Below are 25165 nucleotides of genomic sequence, written 5' to 3' on the forward strand. Positions count from 1 at the left end.
TCCATGTCTCGCTTGCTCATTGCCCTTGTTCTTCTCGCCTTTGCTGCGGCCTGCGCGCCGCAGACGATGCGTACAGGCGATCCCGTCTTCGAACCGCATATCGAGCAGGCCTCCGCCGCGCAGGCGGTCATGGCGGATGGTGCGCGCCTTCCCATGCTTGTCTTCGAGGCGGAGGAGCCGCGTGCAGTCATCCTCGCGCTTCACGGGTTCAACGATTACTCGAATGCTTTCGCCGGGCCCGGGCCGGGGCCCTGGTTCGCCGAACAGGGGCTCACGCTCGTCGCAATCGACCAGCGCGGTTTTGGCCGCGCGCCGGGGCGAGGGCTCTGGGCGGGCGATGATCGCATGGCGGAGGACGCGGCAGAGGTTGTTGCATTGTTGCGCGAAAAATATCCGGGCCTCCCGCTCTATCTGATGGGCGAGAGCATGGGCAGCGCCGTTGCCATGCGCACCATGACATTGCCCGCGCCACCCGATGTCGATGGCCTTGTTCTGTCCGCGCCTGCGGTATGGGGCTGGCAGCAACTGAATGAGGTTTATGCCGTCACTCTCTGGAGCGCCGCCCATCTCGTGCCATCGGTGACGCTTACCGGACGCGGTCTTGATATCTGGCCGTCGGACAATATCGAGATGCTGCGCGCGCTGGGCCGAGACCCGCTCGTTATCAAGGAAACTCGCATCGGCACGATTTACGGTCTCGTCGGCCTGATGGATAGTGCCTATGAAGCGGTACCTGAAATCCGCAAGCCCGTGCTGCTGCTCTATGGCGCAAAAGACGAAATTGTGCCGGCGCCCGCTATTGCAGACACTCTCGAGAAATTCGAAAGGGCAAAGGCGAACGTCACGGTCGCCTGCTATCCCGGCGGCTACCACATGCTTCTGCGCGATCTCGCTCGTGAGACCGTCTGGAGGGATATCGCCGCATGGATATCGAAGAGGAGCGGCCCGTTACCTTCGGGGCAAGATGAAAATCTGCAGCCCTGCGGTCCTCTGGCGAAGAAACAAGGCTAGATCGGTTCAGGCGTCCTGCGACATGGCCTTGCCGCCCTCATCCTCCTCGGAGGCGGCCTCCGCGGTCGGCGCACCTTCCTCGCCGAAGCGGATTTTGAGTTCCCGTTCGAGATCGGCGAAGAGCTCGGGAACATGGTCGAGATGCTGCTTTTCCGTTTTGAGGATCGAGCGGAAGAGCCTCGCCTTCAGCTGCACCAGGTCGATCCCCGACTTCTTGATCGCGACGGGGGCGCTGCTCGTCACGATGTCGACCAGCCGTTCTGCCGCGTGCAATCGGCCCCACAAGTAATCGTTCTCCCGCGCGCGGCGGCTGAAGAAAGCCGCAAAATAGCCGAGGTCGCGCCCCATCAGTGTCGCGGGCGCGCCGCCCTCGCGGATCGAGCGTGCATCCTCCGGGCTGATCCGGTCCACCTGCACCGTGTCGACATCGTCGAGATCCTGCCACTTGTTGAGCGGCAGTGTCAGCACGTCGAAAAAGGGAAAGCCGACATAAGCCTGCACGAGTTCGGCGCGAATGTCGAAGGGAAGGGTGCTCGCTGCCATTTCCGCGAAATGTGCGTCGGCATCCCCGTCGAGACCGACAAGGTCGAGCACTGGCGCCACATGAATTGTGAAAGCGTCGATTTCGTGCGGCTCGGCAATACCGTCCTCGTAGATCGACTTGCATATGTGCCGAATTTCATCGGTTCTGAGTCGCGATGCCGTCTCCGACTGCATGCGGTCGAGGATGCGATAAAGGCTGGTCTTGAATTCATCCAGTGCGTCCGAATACAGGCTGCCTTCGTCGCTTGCTTCGATATCCTGGTAGAGTTCGTTGAGCCTGCGGATCACGAAGCGCAAGCGCCGCACCCGGAAGCTCACGTCGAATTCGCGCAGGAAGCGTACCCATGCATCTTCCTTGCTCGGTTCCGCATTGCCGCCAGCGCCCGCCAGCCACTGCACCGGGAAAATGCGCGTGTCCTTGGCCCAGCTTTCCACCGCGCGGGACAGCGCCAGCTTGTCGCTTGGATGGTTCACGGCCTCGCTGAGATCGGCAATGATGTTTGTGATCTGGTCGAGCACCGACGCAACCTTGAGCTGGATATAGGCGTCATATGCATATCCCGCTTCCACGGCCGCCTGTGCGTTAGCATTGTTCCGGAGCTTGGCGAGCTCCTCCGCGCCAGGAAGTGTCTTTCCGTTACCGTTGAAAAGCTCGGTAATGCGTGTGCGCACATGAGGCCGCGTCGCCGCGACGATCTGTCGGTAGCGCCGGACACGTTCCGAAAAATCGTGCAGCGCTTCCAGTTCATCGCGCACCGGCTGGTTGCGAGGAATGTCGGAAAGCGCGCCGCGTATCGCCTGGAAGAAGCCGGGCGCCGCGCCGCCGGCTTCCGCGCGCCCGCCTTTCGGGTCCGGGTCGATATAGATCATGCGGCGGTCGACTTCGCGGTAGGCGGGGCGTCCGCGAATGGCGCTGATCGCTTCGCCGAAAGGCTTGTTGTTGAGCACGCTGCCATCGATGAAGGAAGCCTTCACCGGGTCTGATCCGGCGGCAATGAGCGGCTTGAAATTGCCGCGCAGGAATTCGTCGCGCGTCGGCCAGGGAAGCTTCCGTTCCTTGAGCAGTGCGTCGATCTCGCCGATCCGCGCAGGCGGAAAGGCGCCGGGAAAGCATGAGGTCGCCCGCGCCGCGAAAACGAGCCCGGGTACATGAGCCGTGTCGAAATCGCTCAGCGTTGCCCCGCCCGAATGCTGGAAATAGCTGAACTTCAGCGTATGGCGATGTTCGCGTTCGCGGATTGAAACCGGATCGTGCAGCGGAATGTTCTGACTGTAGCCGTGAAAATCCGTCACCGAGACGATCAGGTCGAGCCGGTGCCCCGTCGGTAGCAGTGAGGCGTTGGCCGGGTTCGGCTCGCCCATCGCAAGGCAGGCATCGAGCAGCATGCCGCTCATGATCTCGCCCGAGAAGGGCGGCTCGAACCAGCGCGAGCGCGTGAAGAGTTGCAGCTTTTGCCGCATCTCCATGTCCGGCGCATATTTCGCGAGCCATTTTTCCGTGATGCCCCAGAAGAGAGGCTTCATGAACAGTTTGTCCCAACGCCCGGCGAGATGATGCTCGTCCATCAGCGCCACGATGTCCGCCTGTTCAAGCCACATCTTGCGAAGCGGGTCCATCGGCAGGTCGTGGGCAAGCGCGCGGGCGAGCAGTACACCGCTGATGCCGCCTGCCGAAGCGCCGGCAATGGTGTCGACAAACACGCGCAGTTCCAGCGTCTCGCCGATCGCCTGTATCAGTTCGAAATAGATTTCCTCGGTATCTGTCTCGCGCCCGTCATGTTCGAGATCACTATAGGTCGCCGAGGCACGATGAGAACGTGCAAGGTCGTGATGATAGACGCGCGAGGCCCGTATCAGCTTGAGGATTTCCTTGGTCACGCCATGCATGTAGACGGCGAGCGAAACACCGCCGTAGCAGACAAGCGCGATCCTGAGTTCCTTTTCCTTCATGCCCCCGGCCTCGGCATTGGCTGGCTTCGGGTGCCCGCACGGGCCCTCCGACTCGGCGGCCAGTCTAGGAGAGGAGCCCCTCATGACCAATTAACGATACTGCGACAGCTTGCGCCATTCTTATTTACGCTGCAAATACGTAAATAAGGGGCCCGGCGAAAGGGCTCTGCCGCTCGCGCCGCGATCAAGGAATAGCTCATGCTGGACCCCGTTCTGACCCACACGCTCCTCGCGCTCGCCTCGGGGGTACTGATCGGCCTCTCGCTCGGGCTCATAGGCGGCGGCGGCTCGATCCTTGCCGTTCCCCTCCTTCTATACGTTGTAGGTGTCGCTTCGCCTCATGTGGCGATCGGCACAGGCGCGCTGGCGGTTGCAGCCAATGCCGCCCTCAGCCTCGCCATGCATGCGCGCGCCCGCACGGTGAAATGGCCCTGCGCCCTCGTTTTCGCGGGCTCGGGCGTTGCCGGGGCGGCGCTCGGCGCGCAGCTCGGCAAGGCCGTCGGCGGAGAGATATTGCTCGCGCTTTTCGGCCTGGTCATGATTCTCGTCGGCGTGGCCATGTTCTTCCGGCGCGGAGCGGGCGGAAACCCGGACGTCCGGCTTGATCGCGCCACGGCGCCTCGTCTTCTGCCGCCGTTGGCAAGCACGGGCTTCATGGTTGGCGGTCTTTCGGGCTTTTTCGGCATAGGCGGCGGCTTCCTCATCGTGCCGGGTCTCGTCACCGCGACGGCGATGCCGCTTTTGAACGCAATTGGTTCCTCGCTCGTCTCTGTCACGGTTTTCGGGCTGACCACCGCCACGAGCTACGCCATCTCGGACCTTGTCGACTGGCCGACGGCCGGCCTCATGGTGCTGGGCGGCCTTGGCGGGTCTTTCGCCGGTCTCCGGCTGGCGCGCCACCTTTCCGGCTCGCGTCAGGCGCTATCGGTGGTTTTTGCGGCTGTCGTCATCACGACCGGGCTCTATATCGTCGGGACGGGCATGGACGCGCTGACCGCCTTCATTTGAAGGGGTTGGCGATTTAATCATGTGGGGAAAGATGGTGGACGGTACTGGACTCGAACCAGTGACCCCTGCGATGTGAACACAGTGCTCTACCAACTGAGCTAACCGTCCTTCGCGACATGGCCGGGGCGCATGGGGCGCCAGCGCGGCAATTATGTCGAGGGAGCCCGTCTATAGGCTTTGCGCCCGCGCCAAGTCAAGCCGTCGAAATGCCTCTGTCATGCGCTATGTTCGTTCATGGCAAAAAGATCCTGAGAATAGAGGGGGAGAGGCGGCCTATGGCGGGAAATCCGGGATTGAGGAACATGATGACCCTGGCGCGGCTGGCGGTCCGGGGCGTGGGCCGCCTTGTCAGCCCGCGTCCGCTCGGGCCGCAGGCCGGCGTTGCCTTCGAGCAGGCATTTTCCCGCCTTCTGGCCGCGTCCCCGGTTGTGCCCCATATCCGCGTTGCGCGGTTTGTCTCGCTCGCGCCGGAGGATGACTGGCAGTCCCTCGATATCGATACCGCGCCGGGCGAAGAGGTGACGGTCTTCGCCGCAGGCGGTTTCTGGGCGTCGAAGCCGCTCGATCTCGGTTTCGGCGCGCGTATCGGCCTCTGGCTGCGGGCGGACGGCAGCTCGATCCTGAAAACCCCCACCAACACCTCCACGGTGGCCGCGCCCGGCGGCGCGCTCGAAATCGTGGCCAAGCCTCCCGGCGAATGGGCGGACGAGCAGGGCGCCTTCGATCCCGAATATCCGCGCGGCGGTCTCGCGGGCGAAATATGCGCCTGCGTCATCGTCTGGAAGGAAGGGGCGGTCGCCGGTCTCGAGGCCATGGCGCGGGCGGGCGACTATGAGGGCCTTGTCGGCCGGGCGCGTGAAGAAGTGCTGAGCCCCGTCTTCGCGCCGCAAGGCTGGCGCTACCTCTGGCGGCTTGGCGACGGCCGCATCTTCCGCGATGCGAACAGCGCCGATGGTCACAGCATCTGCTGCCACACAGCGGGCGATGTCGGTATCCTGCAATATCCGGTCGATGTTCCGCTTACGGAGAACACGCGTCTTCGCTGGCGTTGGAAGGTCGATAAGCTACCCTGCGATCTGCCGGAAGATATCCAGCCCACCCACGATTATCTCTCCATCGCGGTCGAATTCGATAACGGCCAGGACCTCACCTATATGTGGTCGTCATCGCTCCCCGAAGGCACGATCTTTCCCTGTCCGCTTCCCTACTGGGACAAGGTGGAGACGCATTGGGTGCTGCGTTCAGACCGGGCGAATATCGGGAAATGGTTGTCGGAGGAGCAGCCGGTAAGGGCGGATTATGCGAAAGCCGTCGGTGTCCCGCCCGCCCGCATCGTGAAGGTCTGGCTCATTGCCGTCAGCGTTTTCCAGCGCCGCGAGGGCATCTGCGAATATGCCGATATCGAGCTGGTGGATGGCGATCGGATCCTGACGATCGCCTAGGCGAAATATTTCGGCATGAGCTTCGCCAGTGCGGCGGGGAACTCGTCGAAATGATCGATCACCGCTTCGGCGTCGAGTTCCGGCACCGGCACGCGCGTATAGCCGAAGCTCACGCAGATGCAGGGCAGGCCCGCATTCTTCGCGGCATAAACATCCGTCTCGCTGTCGCCAACCATCACGGCGTCTTCCCGCGCGCCGCCGAGTTGACGGATCGCCTCGAAAAGATGTTCCGGGTCGGGTTTCTTAACCGGCAGCGTGTCGCCGCCGATGACCACAGGGAAATAATGGTCGATGCCGAGCATGGCGAGCAGCGTCCGCGACAGGCCTTCCACCTTGTTCGTGCAAACCGCCATCAGCGCGCCGCGTTCCGCGAGCATGTCGAGCTGGTCGCGCATACCGGGCCAGAGCTTCGTATGGTCGGCAATGTGGCGCCCGTAATAGTCGATGAATTCGTCGAAGCTGAGGTCGAGCATCGCGTCGCTTGCCGGCTCCCCCGTCTCCTGGAAGCCGCGTTCGAGCAGCAGCCGTGCCCCGCCGCCGACAAGGTGCCGCACACGGGTCTCGGGTACGCGTTCGCGTCCATGCATTTCGAGAATGACGTTCAGCGTCTCGCAGAGATCCGCCGCCGTGTCGGCGAGCGTTCCATCGAGATCGAAAAGGACAACAGGGCGAGACATGGCATGCATCCGGGGGGAGGGGAAACCGGGGTCTCTCTCGCATGGGTCTCCGGCGCTTGCAAGCCCTGCGCGGCAAACCGGCATTTTCCGCTTCGGTCGGGAGCCGATCTTCGTCATACTTTTGGCATGAAATTGCTTACGCGCTACCAGACACGAATGGCCATGCCCGGCGAGGATGAGGAAACGCTCGCTCGCCTCAAGGTCGTGTGCTGGCGCGAGGCTTATCCCGGCCTTCTCCCGCAGCCGCTTCTCGACAAGCTGGATGCACAGCGCGAGGAGACCGTCTGGAGCGATGCGCTCGGGCGCGGTATCGCCTGGATGGCGGAGCAGGCGGGTGTCCCCGTCGGTTTCGGCCATATGGAAGGCGCGGAAGTCACCACACTCTATATCCGCAAGGAAGATCACGGGCAGGGCGTTGGGGCGGCGCTTCTCACGCATCTTTTCGACGAGATTTCCTGCCTCGGCCGCCGCGAGGCTTTTCTCTGGGTGCTGGAGAAGAATGCGAAGGCGCGCGGCTTTTACGAGCGCATGGGCGGGCGGCTCGTTGCGCGCCGTCCCGTCGGCTTCGCGCGCCACCCCGAGATCATGGAAGTGCGTTACGACTTCATGCTGGACTGAGCTTTCAGTCCGCCGCCTTCAGCCCGTTCTCGCGCGCCCATTCGCCAAGTCCCGCCAGCGTTCGCTCGTAGCAGGAAAGCGCGTTCTCGATGACATTCTCCTGCCAGGAGGCGCGGCGCGGCGCATAGTCCTCGCGAATTTCCTCGAAATAGCCGGGCGCTTCCGGCGCATCGAAGCCGCCGATAAAGCGCAGCCAGCGCTCCAGCATCGGCACGCGCATGGCCTTCGCCGCATTGTTCTTGGCTTGCGCCGAACGGAATTCGATGGCCGCGCCGCCGAATTGCGCATGGGGGGAGAGCATGTCCTCGATCCCCCAGAACATCGTCCCGCGCCGCGTCGGCCGCTTGGAGCCCCACATCGCATCGACCGTCTTCGGGTCGAGCGCGCCCCGGCCCCACCATTGTGCCGCGCGCTCGAAGCTCGGGCTGCCGGGTTTCGAATAGCACAGATAGATGAGTTCGCCATTGCCTGTCGGGCCCGAATGCCAGTCGATGAAACCGACCTTGTGCGCATGGGCGAGGTTGCGCGTCACGATTTCGCGCATGGTCAGGTTCGACCATTCGGGCGCCGTGCCGCCGAAGTGGTAGCCATCGGCATGGGTGTATTGTCCGCGGCTGATCGCGTCTTCGAGCGCCCATTGGCCATGGCGTTCGACGAAGCGCGCGCCCGCTATCAGCATTTTCTGCACCTCGCCTTCCGCGAGAGAACTGGGGCAGAGAATGCCGTGCAGCTCCTCGTACAGCGGATTGTCGGGATGCGGTTTCGTGTGGTCGAGGAAATTGCGGTTGAGGTCGACGTTGTTTTCCGTGCAGCGCAGTCCCCAGGCAAAGCCGAAGGGATTGACCGCGTGAACCATCAGCACGGCCACGCCCGGCGGCAGCGCGGCCGGGCCCCCTTCGCTGATCCATGCGGTCATCGCCGCCGAGCCGCCATAGCCCTCCGCGCCATGTGTGCCGCATGTATTGAGCAGAACCGTCTCGGCATTGGCCGGGCCAAACCAGGCTGTATCGGTGAAAAGCCTTGTCTTTCCCGGTCCCTTCGCATGCGGGTTCTCGTAAGCGGCAAGCCGCGCGCCTGCCGTTTCTGCCGCATCGAGGAAGCGCCGCCGCGCCGCTACATAGCTATCCGAGAAATATTCGCTGGCCTTCATGCGTTCCGTGCCGTTTCGGGCTCTTTCCGTCCCATGCCGGGGGATGCTAACAAGGATATGGTCTCACCCGCCTGAATTCCTATATGACGCTTGCAGGCAAGGATAAGCAATAAACCCGGCCATGTACCGCAGTTTCAGGGGAATTTTATGACACTCTCCACCCGCCTCAAGGACAAGACACTCCTAAAGACGCGCTGTTTTCTGGACGGAAAATGGGTAGGGGCGGACGCCCCCCGGATCGATGTCGTGGACCCGGCGACGGGAGAGACGATTGCGACGGTTCCCTCTCTTGGCGCCGCGGAGACGCGCGAAGCCCTTGAGGCCGCGGAGCGGGCCCAGAAGGAATGGGCCGCTCGTCCGGCGAAGGAGCGTGGTGCCATCTTGCGCCGCTGGTTCGATCTGATGATGGAAAATCAGGATGATCTCGGCGCGATCCTGACGGCAGAGCAGGGCAAGCCGCTGGCGGAAGCCAAGGGCGAAATTGCCTATGCCGCCGCCTTCATCGAGTTTTACGCCGAAGAGGCCAAACGCGTTTACGGCGCCGTGGTGCCCGCGCCCACGAGCGACCGCCGCATCGTCGTGCTGAAGCAGCCCATTGGCGTCTGCGCCGCCATCACGCCGTGGAACTTTCCCGCCGCCATGATCACACGCAAGGCTGCCCCTGCGCTTGCCGCCGGATGCTCGATGGTGGTGAAGCCCGCCACCATGACCCCGCTCTCCGCCTTTGCACTGGCGGAACTGGCAAGCCGCGCCGGTGTACCCGATGGCGTCCTCAGCGTCATCACCGGCAAGGCGGGTGCCATCGGCGGCGAAATGACGTCTAACCCCATCGTCCGCAAGGTCACCTTCACCGGCTCCACGGAAATCGGCAAGCAGCTGATGCAGCAATCGGCCTCCACGGTGAAAAAGGTCGCGCTGGAACTCGGCGGCAATGCGCCTTTCATCGTCTTCGACGATGCGGATATCGACGCTGCGGTCGAAGGCGCCGTCGCTTCGAAATTCCGCAACACCGGCCAGACCTGCATCTGCACCAATCGCTTCCTCGTGCAATCCGCCGTGCATGACGAGTTCGTGGAAAAGCTCGCGAAGAAAGTCGCAGAGCTGAAAGTCGGCGCGGGCTTTGAAGAGGGCGTGGCGCAAGGCCCGCTCATCGAAATGGCGGCGGTCGGAAAGGTCGAGGAGCATGTTGCGGATGCCGTTGCGGGCGGCGCGAAGATTCTCACGGGCGGCAAGCGTCATGCGAAGGGCGGCACCTTCTTCGAGCCGACTGTCCTCACGGGCATGAAGCCGGACATGAAAGCCGCGCGAGAAGAAACCTTTGGTCCGCTCGCGCCCGTCTTCCGCTTCGAAACGGACGAGGAGGGCATCGCAATGGCGAACGATACGCCCTTCGGTCTCGCCTCTTATTTCTACAGCCGCGACATCGGCCGTGTCTGGCGCGCGGCGGAAGCGCTGGAAGCAGGCCTTGTAGGCGTCAATGCCGGTATCATCTCGACCGAGCTTGCGCCCTTCGGTGGCTTCAAGGAATCCGGGCTTGGCCGCGAAGGCGGGCCTTGGGGTATCGAGGAATTTCTCGAAGTGAAATATGTGGCGATGGCGGGGCTTTGACGCATGACGGCTGACGACGAGAAAAAGGCGGCGGCCATTCGTGCGCTCGACTATGTGAAGCCCGGGATGAAGCTCGGCCTCGGCACGGGCTCGACGGCGGAACATTTCGTTCGTGCGCTGGGCGAAAAGGTGGCGCAGGGGCTTGAGGTTGTCGGTGTGCCGACCTCCGAACGCACGGGCAAGCTCGCCGCGAGCCTCGGCATTGCGCTCTCCAATCTCGACGACACGCCGCATCTCGATATCACCGTCGATGGTGCGGATGAACTGGACCGCCAGCTCCGTCTCATCAAGGGTGGTGGCGGCGCGCTGCTTCGCGAGAAGATCGTCGCCACGGCGTCCGATCAAATGATCGTGATTGCCGATGCGTCGAAACTGGTGGAGACGCTCGGCGCCTTTCCGCTTCCCGTCGAGGTCATTCCCTTCGGCGCCACGGTCACGGCGCGCAAGATCGCGGAAGTCGCCAGCGCCTTCGGCTGCACCGGCAAGATGTCTCGCCGTGCCGACGAATATGGCGAACCCTTCTTCACCGACAGCGAGAACTTCATCTACGATTGCACTTTCGGGGAGATCCCGGACCCGGATGGTCTCGCAGCGGCGCTGAACCTCATTCCCGGCGTTGTCGATAACGGATTGTTTATCGGCATTGCCGCTCTCGCCATTGTAGGTACGCCGTCGGGCACCGATATCATCGAAAAGACATAAAGCACGAAAAACCGGGAGCCCGAACGATGGCTGAATATGTTTACGACCTCTTTGTCATCGGCGCGGGTTCCGGTGGTGTGCGTGCAGCCCGCATCGCCGCGAACCACGGCGCGAAGGTCGCCGTTGCCGAGGAATATCGCGTTGGCGGTACCTGCGTCATTCGCGGCTGCGTCCCGAAAAAGCTCTTCGTTTATGCAAGTCACTTCTCGGATGATTTCGAGGATGCGGCGGGCTTCGGCTGGACGGTCGGTGAAACGAAATTCGACTGGAAGACGCTTGTCTCCCACAAGGACAAGGAAATCGACCGCCTGAACGGCATCTATATCCGCAATCTTGAAAAGGCAGGCGTCGAGATTCTGGATGGCCGCGCCACGGTGAAAGATGCGCATACCATCCGGCTCGAAGGGCGGGAGCGCGAGATCACGGCGGAGCGTATTCTGGTCGCGGTTGGCGCAACGCCCTTCCTGCCGGACATTCCCGGCATCGAACATGCGATCACCTCCAACGAGGCTTTCCACCTCGAGGAATTGCCCAGGCGCGTGGTCGTTGTCGGCGGCGGCTACATCGCGGTTGAGTTCGCGGGCATCTTCAATGGTCTCGGCGTCGAGACCATGCAGCTCTATCGCGGCCCCCTCTTCATGCGCGGCTTCGACGACGATCTCCGCGATCTTCTCTCCGAGGAGATGACGAAGAAGGGCATCGACCTGCGCATGAACAGCGACATCGTCGCCATCGAAAAGAAGGACGGCGAGCTGCATCTGAAGCTCAATGATGGCGATACGATCTCCACCGATTGCGTCATGTATGCGACGGGCCGCGCGCCCAATACGAAGGGCCTCGGCCTTGAAGACGCAGGCGTGAAGCTCGGCATGGCGGGCGAGGTCGTGGTCGACGATTATTCGCAGTCTTCCGTGGAGAGCATCTATGCCGTGGGCGATGTCACCGACCGCGCGAACCTGACCCCCGTCGCGATCCGCGAGGGCCATGCCTTCGCCGATACCGTCTTTGGCGGCAAGGATGTGAAGGTCGATCATTCGATCATCCCGACAGCGATCTTCTCCCAGCCGGAAATGGGCACCGTCGGCCTCACCGAGGCGCAGGCGCGCGAACAATATGAGGAGGTCGACATCTACAAGACCGCCTTCCGCGCCCTGAAGAACACACTTTCGGGTTCGCAGGAGCGCACCTTCATGAAGCTTATTGTGGATGCCAAATCCGACAAGGTGCTCGGCGTTCACATCATGGGCTCAGGCGCTGGCGAGGTGATCCAGGCCATCGGCATCGCCGTCACGATGGGCGCCACCAAGGCCCAGTTCGACATGACCATCGCCGTCCATCCGACAGCGGCCGAGGAGCTCGTCACCATGAAAGAGAAGTGGCAGGCCCCGGTCATCAAGGCGGCGGATTAACCGTCCGTCAGCACGATCAAGGGCTTAGACTTCCCTTTAGAGCCCTTGTGGACTATATATCCGCCTTCCATATGAGAAGGGTGCGGCCTTCCGGGTAAAACCCCGGAGACCCGGCCTTTTTTGCGTTTCGGAGAAGACAACATGGCGGAGAACTGGAAACCGGAGAGCTGGCGCGCAAAGCCCGCAAAGCATCTCCCGGCATACCCGGACGAGGCGGCATTGGCCGCCGTAGAAGCGCGCTTGCGCTCCTATCCGCCGCTCGTGTTTGCAGGTGAAGCTCGTAAGCTGAAGGCAGATCTCGCCGAGGTCTGCGAGGGCCGTGCGTTCCTGCTTCAGGGCGGCGATTGCGCCGAGAGCTTCGCCGAATTTTCCGCCGACAATATCCGCGATACCTTTCGCGTGCTGCTGCAGATGGCGGTCGTGCTGACCTTCGCCGCCGCCTCGCCCGTCGTGAAGGTGGGCCGCATCGCCGGTCAGTTCGCGAAGCCGCGTTCCTCGCCCACCGAAACCATTGGCGACGTGACGCTGCCGTCCTATCTCGGCGACAATATCAACGGCATCGATTTCGACGAGAAGTCCCGTGTGCCCGATCCCGAGCGCCTGCTGCGCGCCTATTCGCAGTCGGCCTCCACGCTGAACCTCATCCGCGCCTTCGCGAATGGCGGCTATGCCGATCTCGACTTCGTGCATCGCTGGAATCTCGGCTTTGTCTCCGACAGCCCGGAAGGCGCGCGCTACGAGGAGCTGGCGAACCGCATCACCGAGACGCTCGACTTCATGCGCGCCTGCGGTATCGACGGCGAGACGCAGCCGCAGCTTCACACGACGGATTTCTACACGAGCCACGAAGCTCTGCTGCTCGGCTACGAGCAGGCGATGACGCGCATCGATAGCACCACGGGCGACTGGTACGACACCTCCGCCCACATGCTCTGGATCGGCGACCGTACGCGCCAGCCCGATCATGGCCATGTCGAATATATGCGCGGCATCAAGAACCCGATCGGCATGAAGTGCGGTCCCTCGCTCGACCCGGAAGAGCTTGTCCGCCTCACCGATCTTCTGAACCCGAAGAACGAGCCGGGCCGCCTGACGCTCATCTGCCGCTTCGGCGCAGAGAATGTCGAGAAGCACCTGCCGCAGCTCATCCGCGCTGTCGAGCGCGAGGGCAAGAAGGTCGTCTGGTCCTGCGATCCGATGCACGGCAACACCATCAAGGCGTCGTCGGGCTACAAGACGCGGCCGGTCGACCGCATCCTCGCCGAGGTGCAGGCCTTCATGGCCGTTCATCGCGCCGAGGGTACGCATGCGGGCGGCGTTCATTTCGAAATGACCGGCCAGAACGTCACCGAGTGCATCGGCGGCGCGCAGGCGATCACCGAAACGGAACTGGGCGACCGTTACCACACCCATTGCGACCCGCGCCTCAACGCGAACCAGTCTCTCGAACTCGCCTTCCTCATCGCCGAAGGGCTGAAGAAGGAGAGGGCGGAGGCCCGTCGCGCGGGGCCCGTCGCGGCGCTCGGCGCCTGGTAAGAGCCGCACGCGAACAAAATGAAAAGGCCCGGTGGAAACGCCGGGCCTTTTTTCTAGCTCACCTTGATCAGCCGCCGCCCGAGGTTCTCTCCCTCGAACAAGCCGATGAAGGCCTCCGCCGATCCCTCGATCCCCTCCGACACGTCTTCCGTGTAGACGAGCTTCCCCTCGTGGATCCATCCGGCCATCTCGGCTTGTGCCTCTCGGAAGCGCTTGAAATAGTCGAACACAACGAGCCCTTCCATGCGAAGCCGGTGCGTGATGAAGCGCGTCACATTGCGGATGCCGACGAGTTCGTCGTCCGCGCGGTTATATTCGCTGACCTGCCCCGAAATCACGATCCGCCCATGTTCCTTCATGTTCAGGATCGCCGCGTCGAGCATCTCGCCGCCCACATTGTCGAAATAGATGTCGACCCCGTCCGGGCAGTGATCCTTGATCGCCGCACGCAAATCCGCGCCCCGATAGGAAAAGCAGGCATCGAAGCCTAGCCCCGTCACATAGTCGCACTTCGCCTGCGAGCCCGCGATACCGACCACGCGGCAGCCCTTCATCTTCGCAATCTGCCCGGCCGTCGCGCCCACGGGCCCGGCGGCGGAGGAAATCAGCACCGTGTCGCCTTCCTTCGGTGCCCCGAGTTCCAGCAAGCCGAAATAGGACGTAAGCCCCGGAATGCCGAGCACGCCGATGGCTGCGGTCGGGCGGAGCTTTCCGTGAAACATTTCAGGCGCGAGCTTCTGCACGCCGCGCCCGTTCGACACCGCATGTGTCACCCAGCCGAAGCCGCCCGTTACCCGGTCGCCCGGTTTGAACTTCTCGTTGTTTGATGCTTCGACGACGCCCACCATCGCGCTGTCGATGGTCTCGCCGACAGGCAGCGCCGCCGTATAGCTGTCGCCTGAAAGCCGCCCCCGCATGCCCGGATCGACGGAGTGATATTCCGTGCGGATCAGGATTTCATGCTCGCCGATATCCGGCAGCGTCACATCCTCAAGCCGGAAATTCTCCGCGCGCGGCTTTCCGTCAGGCCGTGACGCCAGCACCCATCGTTTCGCTTTTGTCGGCATGTGATCTCCTCCCTCTTTCAAAGCAGTATGGCCCGGGCTTTGAACCCGGGCCACTATGCCGTCATCGGAAAATGCGAGGTCAGACCGCCTTGTCGGGCCCGATCTTCACCAGCATCTTGCCGAAATTCGCGCCCTTGAAGAGGTTGAGGAAGGCCTTCGGCGCATTCTCGATGCCCTCTTCAACCGTCTCTTCCCATTTCATCTTGCCGCCCTGGATCAGCGGGCCCATCTCCGCGAAGAAATCGCCGAGATGCTGGAAATAGTTGGAAACGATGAAGCCCTGAAGCCGGAGGCTCTTGCCGACGATCTGAATGAGGTTCGTCGGGCCGGGGCGCGGTTCGGTGTCGTTATACTGTTCGATCATGCCGCACAGCGCCGCGCGCCCGTTCACCCGCATGGATTCGATGGCCGCTTCGAGGTGCTTGCCGCCCACATTCTCGAAATAGACGTCGATGCCTTTCGGGAATGCTTCCTTCACGGCCTTGGTGAGGTCGCCGCACGTCTTGTAATTGATCGCCTTGTCGATGCCCGCGACCTCTTCGAGCCACTTGCATTTCTCGTCCGAACCGGCCGAGCCGACCACGTAGCAGCCATGCGCCTTGGCAAGCTGGCAGACCACTGAGCCGACGGCGCCGGAAGCCGCGGAAACGAACACCGTCTCGCCATCCTTCAGTTCCGCCACCTTGAAGAGGCCGGCCCATGCCGTCATGCCCGGCATGCCGAGCACACCGAGAAAGGCTTCGATCGGACCGAGCGAAGGGTCGACCGGTGTGAAGCCCCCCGCGGGGCCGGTCGCGAATTCGCGCCAGCCGAGCATGTGGTTCACGTAAGTCCCGACCTTCAGCTTGTCGCTTTTCGATTCCACCACCTGGCCGATGGCGCCGCCTTCCAGCGGACTGCCGATCTGGAACGGCGGCACATAGCTCTCGCGGTCCATCATGCGCCCGCGCATATAGGGGTCGACCGACATCCAGATGTTCCGCACCAGCACCTCGCCATCGCCGGGCTGGCGCGCTTCCGTCGTCGCGACTTCGAAATCGCTGTCTTTGGGCATGCCCACAGGCCGCGCCTTCAGGCGAATTTCCTTTGAGGTCAGGTTCATCATGGGTCTCCTCCGGGGTTCTTTGGTTTCGTTGGGGAGGAGACTAGCCGCCTTTGCCCGTTGGCGGAAGCAAAGCCCCGCCCAGCGCTGAACAACACGTTGTGAACACTTGAACGGCTATATGGATTTCCACCCGCCGCCGAGCGCGATGAAGAGTTCGACGGCGGTGCTGTAGCGTTCAAGCTGCGCTTGCGCTGCGCTGTCCCGCGCGGAGAGCCAGCTTCTCTGCGCATCGAGCACGGAGAGAAGGTCGCTCGCGCCCGCGCGGTAGCGCGCCTGCGAAAGTTCATAGGCCTTTCCGGCTTCCGCCGCCGCGATGTCGAGCGAGGCTTCGCGCTGTGCCGTCGCTTCCACATTGTTCAGCGAGTTCTCGACCTCCGAGAAGGAGGTGAGCACCGTCTGCTGATAGGCGGCAGCGAGTTCCGCCTGCCGCCCTTTCGCCGATTGCAGGTTCCCTTCCAGCGACCCGCCCGAGAAGATCGGTGCGAGCAGCGAGGCGCCGAGCGAGGAGGCGGTCTCCGCCGCACTTGCCGTGGCGAAGCTCCGCGTCAGCGAGGCCGTCAGGTCGAGACTTGGGAAGAAGGCCGCGCGCGCCGCGCCGATATCGGCATTGGCCCCCTTGAGGCTTGCTTCCGCGCTTTTGATGTCGGGCCGCCGTTCGAGAAGCGCCGAGGGCTGTCCCGCCGCGATGGCGGGCAGCGCCACCTTGTCGAGTGTGTCGCCTTCAACCGTGAAGCGTCCGGGCGTCGTCGCGATCAGGATGGCCATCGCATTCTCGTTGGCCGCAAGGTCCGCGCGCAGCGGGGGCAGGGTCGCCTCGATGGCCGCCACGGTGTTGCGCTGCTGCGCGAGGTCGAGGCCGGAAATGCTTCCCGCCCTGTAGCGCGCTTCCACGATGTCGAGCGTGCCGCGCGCCGCCTTCAGCGAGTCTTCGGCAATCGCGATCCGGTCCTTCAGCGTCAGGATCGTGAAATAGGTCGTCGCGACATTGGATTGCACGATCAGCGCCGCGCTCTCCTTGTCATATTGCGTTGCTTCCAGCGAAAGCGCCGCCGAGCGCGCCTCGTCGCGGTAGCGGCCCCATATGTCGAGCGTATAGCTCGCGGAAAGCCCGATATCCGCGCTCTCCCGTGTGCTCCCGCCGCGCGGGTCGCTGCGGCTTGCATTGGCATTGCCATTCACCTGCGGCAGCAGTGATGCCCCCGCCGCCCGTGCCGCGCCGCGTGCCTGTTCGACGCGCGCCAGCGCCTGCTCGATGTCGAGGTTCTGCGCCAGCGCCGCCTGCATCAGCAGCGTCAGCTCCGGTTCTCCGAAAGCCGTCCACCATTGCGTATCGGCGGCAATCTCCATGCCGCCCGTCTGCTGCGCCGAGGAATAGCCCTGCGGCGTGTCGATGGCGGGGCGTTCATAATCCGGCGCCATCGTGCAGGCGGCGAGCATCAGCGCCAACGCAAGAGGCACTATTCTTCCCACCTTCCCCTGGGGGGAGGGTCGAAAAATTCCTGAATTTTTCGGGGCGGGGGCGCTGAGTTGATGTGTCATGAAGAACCTCACTCCGATGCCAGCGCGACCACGGGGTCGAGCTGCGCCGCTTTCCGCGCGGGCAGGTAGCCGAATACGAGCCCCGTCAGGAACGCGCATATAAACGCCAGGATGGACGGCATCGCATTGATCGCAATGTTCATGCCCGCGCTGCTCAGTACATAGGCGACGGAAATCCCGAGCAAGACGCCGATCATGCCGCCCACGCCGCAAACGACCAGCGCTTCCGTGTTGAACTGTACGAGGATATTGCTCATCCGCGCGCCGGTCGCCATGCGCAGGCCAATTTCCCGCGTTCGCTCCGTCACGCTCACAAGCATGATGTTCATCACGCCGATGCCGCCGACAAGCAGCGAGATCGCCGCCACCGAGCCGAGCAATATTGTCATGGTGTTCGACATGCTCTCCAGCGTCTCCAGCATCGAGGCTGTATTGCGGATCTGGAAGTCCTCCGTCCGGTGGCGGGCGAGAAGAAGCGTGTGGATCGCGGTTTCCGTGTCGTCCACGAAATCGGAATTCGTCACCTTTGCCGTGATCGAGTTGGCATATTGCTGCCCGAAGAGCCGCATGAAACCGGTCGTGATCGGCACATAGGCAATATCGTCCTGGTCCCGGCCGAACGCGGCGGCGCCTTTCGGTTCCAGTATGCCCACCACCTCGAAGGGAATATTGCCGACAAGCACGTATTTTCCGACCGGGTCGCCGCTATCGGGAAACAGCGCATCGACCACCGTTTGGCCGAGCACGATCACCGGCGCATAGCCGTTGAGATCCGCTTCCGTGAAAAAGCCGCCCTCCGCCATGTTCCAGTCGCGTACCGCAGGCAGCGAGGGCCAGGTGCCCTCCACCTGCGTGCGATAGTCGATATTGCCGTAGCGCAAGGTGGTGGCGCTGCTGCGGGCCGGTGCGATGGCGGCCACGTTCGGCACTTCGAGGCGGATCGCTTCGGCGTCCGCCGTTGTCAGCGTCGCAATCTCGCCACTCGAGCGCACACCCGGCGCACCGGGGCGCACCACAAGCAGGTTCGTGCCCATGCTCTGCATGGAACTTACGATATTCGCCTTGCTGCCGTCGCCGATGGCCAGCATCACGACCACCGCCGCCACGCCGATCACGACGCCAAGCAGCGTCAGGGCCGTGCGGAAAATATTTGCACGCAACGAGCGGAACGCCATTTTCATGGCTTCCGCGACTTCCGTCTGAATGGCGAAGCCTCCTTCTGCGAGGGGCTTGCCGGTTTCGCTTGAGCTTGCGCGTGTTTTCGCTCCGCTGTCGGAGACGATGCGCCCGTCGCTGATCTGGATGGTGCGGTCGGCATGTTTGGCAACCGCCGGGTCATGCGTGATCAGAATGACGGTATGCCCTTGTGCGTTGAGCCTCTTCAGAACCTCCAGCACGTCGGCGCCGCTTTGCGTGTCGAGCGCGCCTGTCGGCTCGTCCGCGAGAATGACGTCGGCCCCGTTCATCAGCGCGCGCGCAATGGAAACGCGCTGCTGCTGTCCGCCCGAAAGCTCGGATGGCCGATGCGCGGCGCGCTCGCCCATGCCGAGTTGCACGAGCAGTTCCTGCGCGCGCCGGCTGCGCTCGCTCTTTGTCGTGCCGGCATAGACGGCGGGCAGCTCGACATTCTCCACTGCCGTCATCGTGGCGAGCAGATTGTAGCGCTGGAACACGAAGCCGAATGTATCGCGCCGGAGTGTTGCCAGCTCATCGGAGGAGAGCAGGGCGACATCCGTCCCGGCCACCGTATACTTCCCGTCCGTCGGTCGGTCGAGGCAGCCCAGAATATTCATCAGCGTCGACTTGCCCGAACCCGACTGGCCCATGATGGCGACGAACTCGCCGCGATCGATGGTCATCGACACGCCGTCGAGCGCGCGCACTTCCGCGCCGCCGGTGCGGTAAACCTTCGTCACGTCGCTGATCTGGATCAGCGGTGTTTTGTTGCGGGAGTTGGGAGCGTGCATCTGTCTTGCCTTACAGGAAGCCCGGAGGGCCACGGCGGCTGCTGCTTTCGCTGCTGCCCGTCTCCGTTCCCGTCACAACAATTTCTCCGGCTTCAAGCCCGCTCCTGATTTCAATGCTGATGCGGTTGGCGATGCCCGTTTCGACGTCGCGCGGGCGCGGCCCGTCTTTCGTCAGCACCGTCACATAGGACTGGCCGTCAGCGCTGCTTTTCACCGCACCCACGGGCACGGTCACCACATCGTCGGCTTCGCCCAGCAGGAAGAAGACCTGCGTCGTCATATCCGTCATCAGCTTGCGGTCGGGGTTGGCAATGTCGATGAGCACGGTATAGAGCACCACGTCATTCTCGATTTCCGGCGTCGGCAATATCTGGCGTATGGTCGAACGCCAGCGCTCGTTGGGTGCGCCCAGCGTGGTGAAATAGACAGGCATGTCCGGCGTGAGCCGGCCCACATCCGCTTCCGCCACTTCCGCTTCCACGGTCATGGTGCTGAGGTCCGAAATGGTCAGGATCGTCGGCGCCGTCTGGTTCGCGTTCAGCGTCTGGCCTTGCAGCGCCGTTTGCGAGGTGACGGTGCCGTTCATCGGGGCATAGATTTTCGTATAGCCGAGATTGATCTCGTCGCCTTCGACGGTCGATTTCTGCTGTTCGATCTGCGCCTGAAGCGAGGCGATGGTCGCCTGCGTCGTCTTCACGGCCGTCTCGCTCGTGTCGAGATCGTCGCGGCTTACCGCATCGATTTTCGCAAGGTCGAGGTTTCGCTTGTATTGCCGTTGTGCCAGGGAGAGTTCCGCTTGAGAGCCGGCCAGTTCGGACTGGAGTTGGACGAGCCGGGCGCGCGCCGCCGCCACTGCCGTTTCATAGGTCTGGGCGTCGATTTCGGCGAGCTGGTCACCTTCCTTCACCTCGTCGCCCACATCCACAAAGACGGTCTTGAGCTGGCCGGAAACCTGCGCACCCACATCCACATAATCCTTGGGTTGCAGGGAGCCGAGCGCCGTCACCGTCTGTTCGATATTGCCGCGCGCCGCGGTCGCGGTGCGATAGGTGGTGCTTTCGCCGTCAAACGCCCACCCATAGAAGAGCCACAGCGCGACAAGCGCGGCAACGCCGATGCCGCCCCAGCGGACAGCGCCGGGCAGGCCGCGCCAATGCGCCTTCAGCCGCGCGGGAAAACGCCGCGCCTCGCCGTTCTGGATTTCGTCTCTCGTATCGCTGTCGTAGCCCATTGGCCCGTCTGCCTCTTCATTGCCGCCGCATCCTTTTATAACGGAGTGGTATGGCGCTTCCGTCGCGGGAAAGCGGCCAAAATCGGCAATGAAGGGCAGTTAACGCGCGGATAGGTGCAATATGCAGCGGGTTCAGGACACCCGGATCATGCGTTTGCCGACATTCTCACCGGCGAGCAGCCCGATCAGCGCCTTCGGCGTGTTTTCGAGCCCTTCCATGATGTCTTCCTTGACCTTGAGCTTGCCGCTCTCGACCCAGCCCTGAAGCTCGGCCAGCGCCTTGTCGTGCTGATCCTGATAATCCGTCACGATGAAGCCCTGCATGGTGAGCCGCTTCACGACGACGAGGCCGGGAATGCCGCGCGGCCCGTGTGCGGGGGCTGCGCCGTCATATTGCGATACCGCCCCGCAACAGGCGATGCGTCCGTGATTGTTCATGCCGAACAGCACGGCTTCGAGAATGTCGCCGCCCACATTGTCGAAATAGACGTCGATGCCCTTCGGCGCCGCCTTGCGGAGCGCCTTGCCCACGGGCTCGGCCTTGTAGTCGATGGCCGCATCGAAGCCGAGTTCGTCGGTGAGGAGCTTGCATTTCGCCGCGCCGCCCGCGATGCCGATCACGGTGCAGCCCTTGATCTTGGCGATCTGCCCGACGATGGAGCCGACGGAGCCCGCCGCGGCGGAGACGACCACCGTCTCGCCGGCCTTCGGCTTGCCGACTTCAAGAAGCCCGAAATAGGCGGTCAGCCCAGCAATGCCATAGACGCTGAGAAGGTGGGAGAGGGGCTCCATCTTCGGCAGCTTCTGCGCCGTTTTCGCGGGCACCGCCGCATAATCCTGCCAGCCCGTATCCGAGAAAACGAGGTCGCCCTTGGCAAAGCCCGGCGCCTTTGCCTCCACCACTTCGGAGATCGAGCCGCCCGCCATCACCGTCCCGGCCTCCACCGCCGAGCGATAGGTCGCGCCCTGCATCCAGGCCCGGTTCGCCGCATCGAGCGAGATCATCTTCGTCTTCAGCAGAAGCTCGCCATCCTTTGCCTCTGGCATCTTGCCGTTCGGCTCGAACTTGAAATGGCTCTCGGCGAGCTTTCCCTGCGGCGTTTCTGTCAGCAGCACCTGGCGGTTGGCGGTCATGGCGGCTTCTCCCTTTGCAATATTTTCTGTTGAGGCGAGCCTAGCGGCAGCGCGCGCCGGGTGCACCCCGGAATGATCCTCGCCGCCGTTCAACCCTGAACTATTGTGAGTGCGCTTCTCAACGGCTAAAACCGCCATCATACATGCGGCTAAGCCCTCGCGATTCCCCCCGCGATTCCCCCCGCGATTCCTTGTGAAAATGCCGAAAGCGACATGACCGACAAGCTCCGCATTGCTCTCGCCCAGTTGAACCCCGTCGTCGGGGACATCGCGGGCAATCTTCAAAAAGCCGTCGAAGCCCGCCGCGAGGCGGAGATCGAGGGCGCGGACCTTATCGTCTTCTCCGAGCTTTTCCTCACCGGCTACCCGCCGGAAGATCTCGTGCTGAAGCGCGCCTTCCAGCAGGCCGCGCGCAATGCTGCAATCGAGCTCGCCCGCCAGACGGTCGATGGCGGCCCCGCCGTGCTCATTGGCTGTCCCTGGCTCGCCGATGACGGCAAGCTCTTCAACGCCGTCCTCCACCTCGATCATGGCGAGGTCCGCGGCTACCGCGCCAAGGCCCACCTGCCGAACTATTCCGTCTTCGACGAGCCGCGTGTTTTCGATGAAGGCCCCATGCCGGGCCCCTTCAACATTCGCGGTGTGCGTATCGGCGCCCCCATCTGCGAGGACATCTGGTTCCCGGATGTGGTGGAGTGCCTTGAAGAGTCCGGCGCCGAAATCCTGCTCGTGCCGAACGGCTCGCCCTACGATTTCAACAAGTTCGATGCCCGTATGCAGCTTGCCGTCTCCCGCATCAAGGAGAGCGGCCTGCCGCTGGCTTATGTGAACCAGCTCGGCGGTCAGGACGAACTCGTCTTCGATGGCGCCTCCTTCGTGCTGAATGCCGATCTCTCGCTCCCCGTCCAGATGCCCGCATGGGAAGAGAAGGTCGCGCTCACCGACTGGACGCGCGGGGACAAGGGCTGGTTTTGCGAGACCGGCGAACGCGCCAGGATCGAGGAGAGCGACGAAGCACTCTATCTCGCCGTCGTGCAGGGCCTGCGCGACTATGTGAAAAAGAACCATTTTCCCGGCGTCGTCCTCGGCCTCTCGGGCGGTATCGACAGCGCGCTCGTCGCCGCCATTGCCGTCGACGCGCTGGGTGCCGACAAGGTTCACTGCGTCATGCTGCCTTACCGCTACACCTCGTCGGAAAGCCTCGGCGATGCGGCGGAATGCGCGAAACTTCTCGGCGTGCGCTATGACACCGTTCCCATCGAAGCGCCGGTCGCGGGCTTCACCTCCGCACTCGAAAAACTCTTCGAGAATACGCAGGCCGATACAACGGAAGAAAACCTCCAGTCACGCTCGCGTGGCGTCATTCTCATGGCGATCTCCAACAAGTTCGGCTCCATGCTGCTCACCACCGGCAACAAGTCGGAAATCTCGGCGGGCTACGCCACCATCTATGGCGACATGAATGGCGGCTTCAATCCGATCAAGGATCTCTACAAGACGCGCGTCTTCCGTATGTCGCGCTGGCGCAACGAGAACATGCCGAAGGGCTGTCTCGGGCCGGAAGGACGCGTGATCCCGGAAAACATCATCACGCGCCCGCCCTCCGCCGAACTCCGTCCCGATCAGAAGGACGAGGATTCGCTGCCGCCCTATGAGGCGCTGGACGATATTCTCCACTGTCTCGTGGAAGAGGAAATGTCGTCGCGCGAGATCGTCGAGCGCGGCCATGACCGCGACCTCGTGAAGCGCGTCGAGCATCTGCTCTACATTTCGGAATACAAGCGCCGCCAGTCCGCCCCCGGCGTCAAGGTCACCGCGCGCAATTTCGGCCGCGACCGCCGCTATCCGATCGTGAACGGCTTCCGGGATCAGGATGTATGAGCGGTAATCCCGATCCCTCGGACATAATCGTCCGCTTCGCCCCGTCGCCCACGGGCCGTCTTCATGTCGGCAATGCCCGCGCTGCGCTCTTCAACTTCCTCTTTGCACGGAAGAATGGCGGCCGCTTCATGCTCCGCATGGATGACACGGATGATGCGCGCTCGACTGCCGAATTCGCCGCCGCGATAGAGGAAGACTTGCGCTGGCTCGGTCTCACCCACGACATCTTCGCCCGCCAGTCCGAACGCCTCGCGGCCTATGAGGCGGCAGCCGAAAAGCTGAAAGCCGATGGCCGCCTTTATCCCGCTTATGAAAGCGCCGCCGAGCTCGACCGCCGCCGCAAGCGCCAGCACGCGCGCGGCCTTCCCCCCGTCTATGACCGCGCCGCGCTCAACCTCACCGATGAAGACCGCGCCGCTCTGGAGGCCGAAGGCCGCAAGCCCCATTGGCGTTTCAAGCTCGATCACGAGCACACGACATTCGAGGACATGATCCAGGGCCATGTCGAGGTCGATGGCGCCTCGCTTTCGGACCCCGTGCTCATCCGCGAGGATGGCCGCTTCCTCTACACGCTGCCGAGCATCGTCGACGACATCGGCTTCCGGGTCACCCATGTCATTCGCGGGTCCGACCACATCACCAACACCGGCGTCCAGATCCAGATCATCCGCGCGCTGGGTGCGGCGCCGCCCGCCTTCGCGCATTACTCGCTCCTGAACGGTCCGGAGGGCAAACCGCTGTCGAAGCGCGACGATGCCGAGCGTTTCTCGCTCCGCGCGCTCCGCGAGGCGGGCTATGAGGCGATGGCGCTCAATGCGCTTCTCGCGCGCCTCGGCACGCCGGAGCCGGTCGAGCCCTGCCTCTCGCTCGCGACGCTGGCCGAAGGTTTCGACATTTCGAGCCTTGGCCGCTCGGACATCCGCTTCGACCCGGCGGACCTCGCCCGCGTCAATGCCGCCTGCCTTCATCTCATGTCCTATGCGCAGGCGCAGCCCCGTCTCGCCGCCCTCGGCGCCGATCTGGGCGAGGCCTTCTGGGAAGCGGTGAAGCCGAACCTCGTCCTCTTTGCCGATGCGGCGGATTGGGCGCGCATCGTCCAGGGGCCGGTCGAGCCCGTCATCGAGGAGCGCGATTTCGCCGCCGCCGCCGCCGCCGCGCTCCCCCCGGAGCCGTGGGACCAGGCCACATGGGGCCTCTGGACCGATGCCGTGAAGCAGGCGACGGGCCGCAAGGGCAAGGCGCTCTTCATGCCGCTTCGCCTCGCGCTGACCGGTTTGACGCATGGACCGGAATTGAAAAACCTGCTACCTCTGATCGGACGGGAGCGGGCAAAGGCCCGGCTCAGCGGACTAACGGCTTGAAACTGTTATAGTTTTTTAACGGCAACAGATCAGGATACCGGCATGAACCCGGCACGCTCGATCATTCAGGGTCTGATTATTAGCGGCTGACATAGCTCCGCCGCCGCCGTACAAGCACGCTTGCAATACATTGTGGATAACGGGTCTGGCCGGTGGCGGAAGTCACCCCTTGGACGATTTTTGACTGGCGTGTCAGCGCCTTTCCACAATGCGGCAAAGAAGCGAA

19 protein-coding genes and 1 tRNA gene are annotated in these 25165 nt (G+C 63.1%); 10 read left to right on the forward strand and 10 right to left on the reverse strand.

What is annotated here, in order from left to right; genetic code table 11:
• Positions 1-3 precede the first annotated feature (3 nt).
• A complete protein-coding gene (locus ABJO61_RS02030) occupies positions 4-1011 on the forward strand; it encodes a lysophospholipase (protein ID WP_348323379.1) in 1008 nt (335 codons plus the stop codon).
• A gap of 6 nt (positions 1012-1017) precedes the next feature.
• Here ABJO61_RS02030 and ABJO61_RS02035 read toward each other — a convergent pair whose 3' ends face one another.
• On the reverse strand, positions 1018-3504 hold the full coding sequence (locus ABJO61_RS02035) for a patatin-like protein (RefSeq protein WP_348323378.1): 2487 nt from the start codon (positions 3502-3504) through the stop codon (positions 1018-1020).
• A gap of 198 nt (positions 3505-3702) precedes the next feature.
• Here ABJO61_RS02035 and ABJO61_RS02040 point away from each other — a divergent pair, with 198 nt between their 5' ends.
• On the forward strand, positions 3703-4512 hold the full coding sequence (locus tag ABJO61_RS02040; RefSeq protein ID WP_348323377.1) for a sulfite exporter TauE/SafE family protein: 810 nt from the start codon (positions 3703-3705) through the stop codon (positions 4510-4512).
• Positions 4513-4544: 32 nt separating this feature from the next.
• Here ABJO61_RS02040 and ABJO61_RS02045 read toward each other — a convergent pair.
• A tRNA-Val gene (locus ABJO61_RS02045) sits at positions 4545-4620 on the reverse strand.
• Between the two features lie 167 nt (positions 4621-4787).
• On the opposite strand from ABJO61_RS02045, the gene ABJO61_RS02050 reads away from it, so the two are divergent.
• A complete protein-coding gene (locus ABJO61_RS02050) occupies positions 4788-5954 on the forward strand; it encodes a DUF3047 domain-containing protein (RefSeq protein ID WP_348323376.1) in 1167 nt (388 codons plus the stop codon).
• Here ABJO61_RS02050 and ABJO61_RS02055 read toward each other — a convergent pair.
• Positions 5951-6631, reverse strand: coding sequence for an HAD family hydrolase (locus ABJO61_RS02055; protein WP_348330997.1), 681 nt, complete (start codon positions 6629-6631; stop codon positions 5951-5953). The two genes, ABJO61_RS02050 and ABJO61_RS02055, sit on opposite strands and share 4 nt — an antisense overlap.
• 126 nt (positions 6632-6757) lie before the next feature.
• Between ABJO61_RS02055 and ABJO61_RS02060 the strand changes: the two genes are divergently transcribed.
• Complete coding sequence (locus tag ABJO61_RS02060) at positions 6758-7249, forward strand: GNAT family N-acetyltransferase (RefSeq protein ID WP_348330999.1); 492 nt, start codon at positions 6758-6760, stop codon at positions 7247-7249.
• A gap of 4 nt (positions 7250-7253) precedes the next feature.
• Here ABJO61_RS02060 and ABJO61_RS02065 read toward each other — a convergent pair whose 3' ends face one another.
• Positions 7254-8399, reverse strand: coding sequence for a M14 family metallopeptidase (locus tag ABJO61_RS02065; RefSeq protein WP_348323172.1), 1146 nt, complete (start codon positions 8397-8399; stop codon positions 7254-7256).
• Positions 8400-8546: 147 nt separating this feature from the next.
• Between ABJO61_RS02065 and ABJO61_RS02070 the strand changes: the two genes are divergently transcribed.
• The 4 genes from ABJO61_RS02070 to ABJO61_RS02085 all read left to right on the forward strand — a co-directional run bounded on the left by ABJO61_RS02070 (position 8547) and on the right by ABJO61_RS02085 (position 13654).
• Complete coding sequence (locus tag ABJO61_RS02070) at positions 8547-10007, forward strand: NAD-dependent succinate-semialdehyde dehydrogenase (protein WP_348323171.1); 1461 nt, start codon at positions 8547-8549, stop codon at positions 10005-10007.
• Positions 10008-10010: 3 nt separating this feature from the next.
• A complete protein-coding gene (rpiA, locus tag ABJO61_RS02075; RefSeq protein WP_348323170.1) occupies positions 10011-10709 on the forward strand; it encodes a ribose-5-phosphate isomerase RpiA in 699 nt (232 codons plus the stop codon).
• Positions 10710-10735: 26 nt separating this feature from the next.
• Complete coding sequence (gene gor, locus ABJO61_RS02080) at positions 10736-12118, forward strand: glutathione-disulfide reductase (protein ID WP_348323169.1); 1383 nt, start codon at positions 10736-10738, stop codon at positions 12116-12118.
• Positions 12119-12259: 141 nt separating this feature from the next.
• Positions 12260-13654: a 3-deoxy-7-phosphoheptulonate synthase class II gene (locus ABJO61_RS02085; protein ID WP_348323168.1), complete on the forward strand. Its 1395-nt coding sequence runs from the start codon at positions 12260-12262 to the stop codon at positions 13652-13654.
• Between the two features lie 53 nt (positions 13655-13707).
• Here ABJO61_RS02085 and ABJO61_RS02090 read toward each other — a convergent pair whose 3' ends face one another.
• From ABJO61_RS02090 to ABJO61_RS02115, 6 genes are all read right to left on the reverse strand, one after another.
• The gene (locus tag ABJO61_RS02090; protein WP_348323167.1) at positions 13708-14721 is read right to left on the reverse strand and encodes an NADP-dependent oxidoreductase; all 1014 of its coding nucleotides are present in this window, start codon (positions 14719-14721) and stop codon (positions 13708-13710) included.
• Between the two features lie 79 nt (positions 14722-14800).
• Positions 14801-15823, reverse strand: coding sequence for an NADP-dependent oxidoreductase (locus ABJO61_RS02095; RefSeq protein WP_348348366.1), 1023 nt, complete (start codon positions 15821-15823; stop codon positions 14801-14803).
• A 117-nt stretch (positions 15824-15940) separates the two neighbouring features.
• The gene (locus ABJO61_RS02100; protein WP_348323165.1) at positions 15941-17284 is read right to left on the reverse strand and encodes an efflux transporter outer membrane subunit; all 1344 of its coding nucleotides are present in this window, start codon (positions 17282-17284) and stop codon (positions 15941-15943) included.
• A gap of 89 nt (positions 17285-17373) precedes the next feature.
• On the reverse strand, positions 17374-19332 hold the full coding sequence (locus ABJO61_RS02105) for a MacB family efflux pump subunit (protein ID WP_348323164.1): 1959 nt from the start codon (positions 19330-19332) through the stop codon (positions 17374-17376).
• 10 nt (positions 19333-19342) lie between these two features.
• On the reverse strand, positions 19343-20563 hold the full coding sequence (locus ABJO61_RS02110; RefSeq protein WP_348323163.1) for an efflux RND transporter periplasmic adaptor subunit: 1221 nt from the start codon (positions 20561-20563) through the stop codon (positions 19343-19345).
• Between the two features lie 132 nt (positions 20564-20695).
• Complete coding sequence (locus ABJO61_RS02115; RefSeq protein ID WP_348323162.1) at positions 20696-21697, reverse strand: NADP-dependent oxidoreductase; 1002 nt, start codon at positions 21695-21697, stop codon at positions 20696-20698.
• A gap of 213 nt (positions 21698-21910) precedes the next feature.
• Between ABJO61_RS02115 and ABJO61_RS02120 the strand changes: the two genes are divergently transcribed.
• Both ABJO61_RS02120 and gltX read left to right on the forward strand, forming a co-directional pair.
• A complete protein-coding gene (locus tag ABJO61_RS02120) occupies positions 21911-23578 on the forward strand; it encodes an NAD+ synthase (RefSeq protein WP_348323161.1) in 1668 nt (555 codons plus the stop codon).
• Positions 23575-24939: a glutamate--tRNA ligase gene (gene gltX, locus ABJO61_RS02125; protein WP_348323160.1), complete on the forward strand. Its 1365-nt coding sequence runs from the start codon at positions 23575-23577 to the stop codon at positions 24937-24939. The genes ABJO61_RS02120 and gltX overlap by 4 nt, the downstream gene beginning before the upstream one ends.
• The last annotated feature ends 226 nt before the right edge of the window (positions 24940-25165 follow it).

It is taken from the genome of Parvibaculum sp., assembly GCF_039973015.1.
Lineage (GTDB): Bacteria > Pseudomonadota > Alphaproteobacteria > Parvibaculales > Parvibaculaceae > Parvibaculum.

Excerpts from the sequence above, each read along its gene's own strand:
- ABJO61_RS02095 (WP_348348366.1), bottom strand. The coding sequence starts at position 15,823 with ATGAACCTGACCTCAAAGGAAATTCGCCTGAAGGCGCGGCCTGTGGGC.
- ABJO61_RS02065 (WP_348323172.1), bottom strand. The coding sequence starts at position 8,399 with ATGAAGGCCAGCGAATATTTCTCGGATAGCTATGTAGCGGCGCGGCGG.
- ABJO61_RS02030 (WP_348323379.1), top strand. The coding sequence starts at position 4 with ATGTCTCGCTTGCTCATTGCCCTTGTTCTTCTCGCCTTTGCTGCGGCC.
- ABJO61_RS02055 (WP_348330997.1), bottom strand. The coding sequence starts at position 6,631 with ATGTCTCGCCCTGTTGTCCTTTTCGATCTCGATGGAACGCTCGCCGAC.
- ABJO61_RS02105 (WP_348323164.1), bottom strand. The coding sequence starts at position 19,332 with ATGCACGCTCCCAACTCCCGCAACAAAACACCGCTGATCCAGATCAGC.
- ABJO61_RS02120 (WP_348323161.1), top strand. The coding sequence starts at position 21,911 with ATGACCGACAAGCTCCGCATTGCTCTCGCCCAGTTGAACCCCGTCGTC.
- ABJO61_RS02060 (WP_348330999.1), top strand. The coding sequence starts at position 6,758 with ATGAAATTGCTTACGCGCTACCAGACACGAATGGCCATGCCCGGCGAG.
- ABJO61_RS02035 (WP_348323378.1), bottom strand. The coding sequence starts at position 3,504 with ATGAAGGAAAAGGAACTCAGGATCGCGCTTGTCTGCTACGGCGGTGTT.
- rpiA (WP_348323170.1), top strand. The coding sequence starts at position 10,011 with ATGACGGCTGACGACGAGAAAAAGGCGGCGGCCATTCGTGCGCTCGAC.
- ABJO61_RS02085 (WP_348323168.1), top strand. The coding sequence starts at position 12,260 with ATGGCGGAGAACTGGAAACCGGAGAGCTGGCGCGCAAAGCCCGCAAAG.
- ABJO61_RS02090 (WP_348323167.1), bottom strand. The coding sequence starts at position 14,721 with ATGCCGACAAAAGCGAAACGATGGGTGCTGGCGTCACGGCCTGACGGA.
- ABJO61_RS02070 (WP_348323171.1), top strand. The coding sequence starts at position 8,547 with ATGACACTCTCCACCCGCCTCAAGGACAAGACACTCCTAAAGACGCGC.
- ABJO61_RS02110 (WP_348323163.1), bottom strand. The coding sequence starts at position 20,563 with ATGGGCTACGACAGCGATACGAGAGACGAAATCCAGAACGGCGAGGCG.
- gor (WP_348323169.1), top strand. The coding sequence starts at position 10,736 with ATGGCTGAATATGTTTACGACCTCTTTGTCATCGGCGCGGGTTCCGGT.
- ABJO61_RS02050 (WP_348323376.1), top strand. The coding sequence starts at position 4,788 with ATGGCGGGAAATCCGGGATTGAGGAACATGATGACCCTGGCGCGGCTG.
- ABJO61_RS02115 (WP_348323162.1), bottom strand. The coding sequence starts at position 21,697 with ATGACCGCCAACCGCCAGGTGCTGCTGACAGAAACGCCGCAGGGAAAG.
- ABJO61_RS02040 (WP_348323377.1), top strand. The coding sequence starts at position 3,703 with ATGCTGGACCCCGTTCTGACCCACACGCTCCTCGCGCTCGCCTCGGGG.
- gltX (WP_348323160.1), top strand. The coding sequence starts at position 23,575 with ATGAGCGGTAATCCCGATCCCTCGGACATAATCGTCCGCTTCGCCCCG.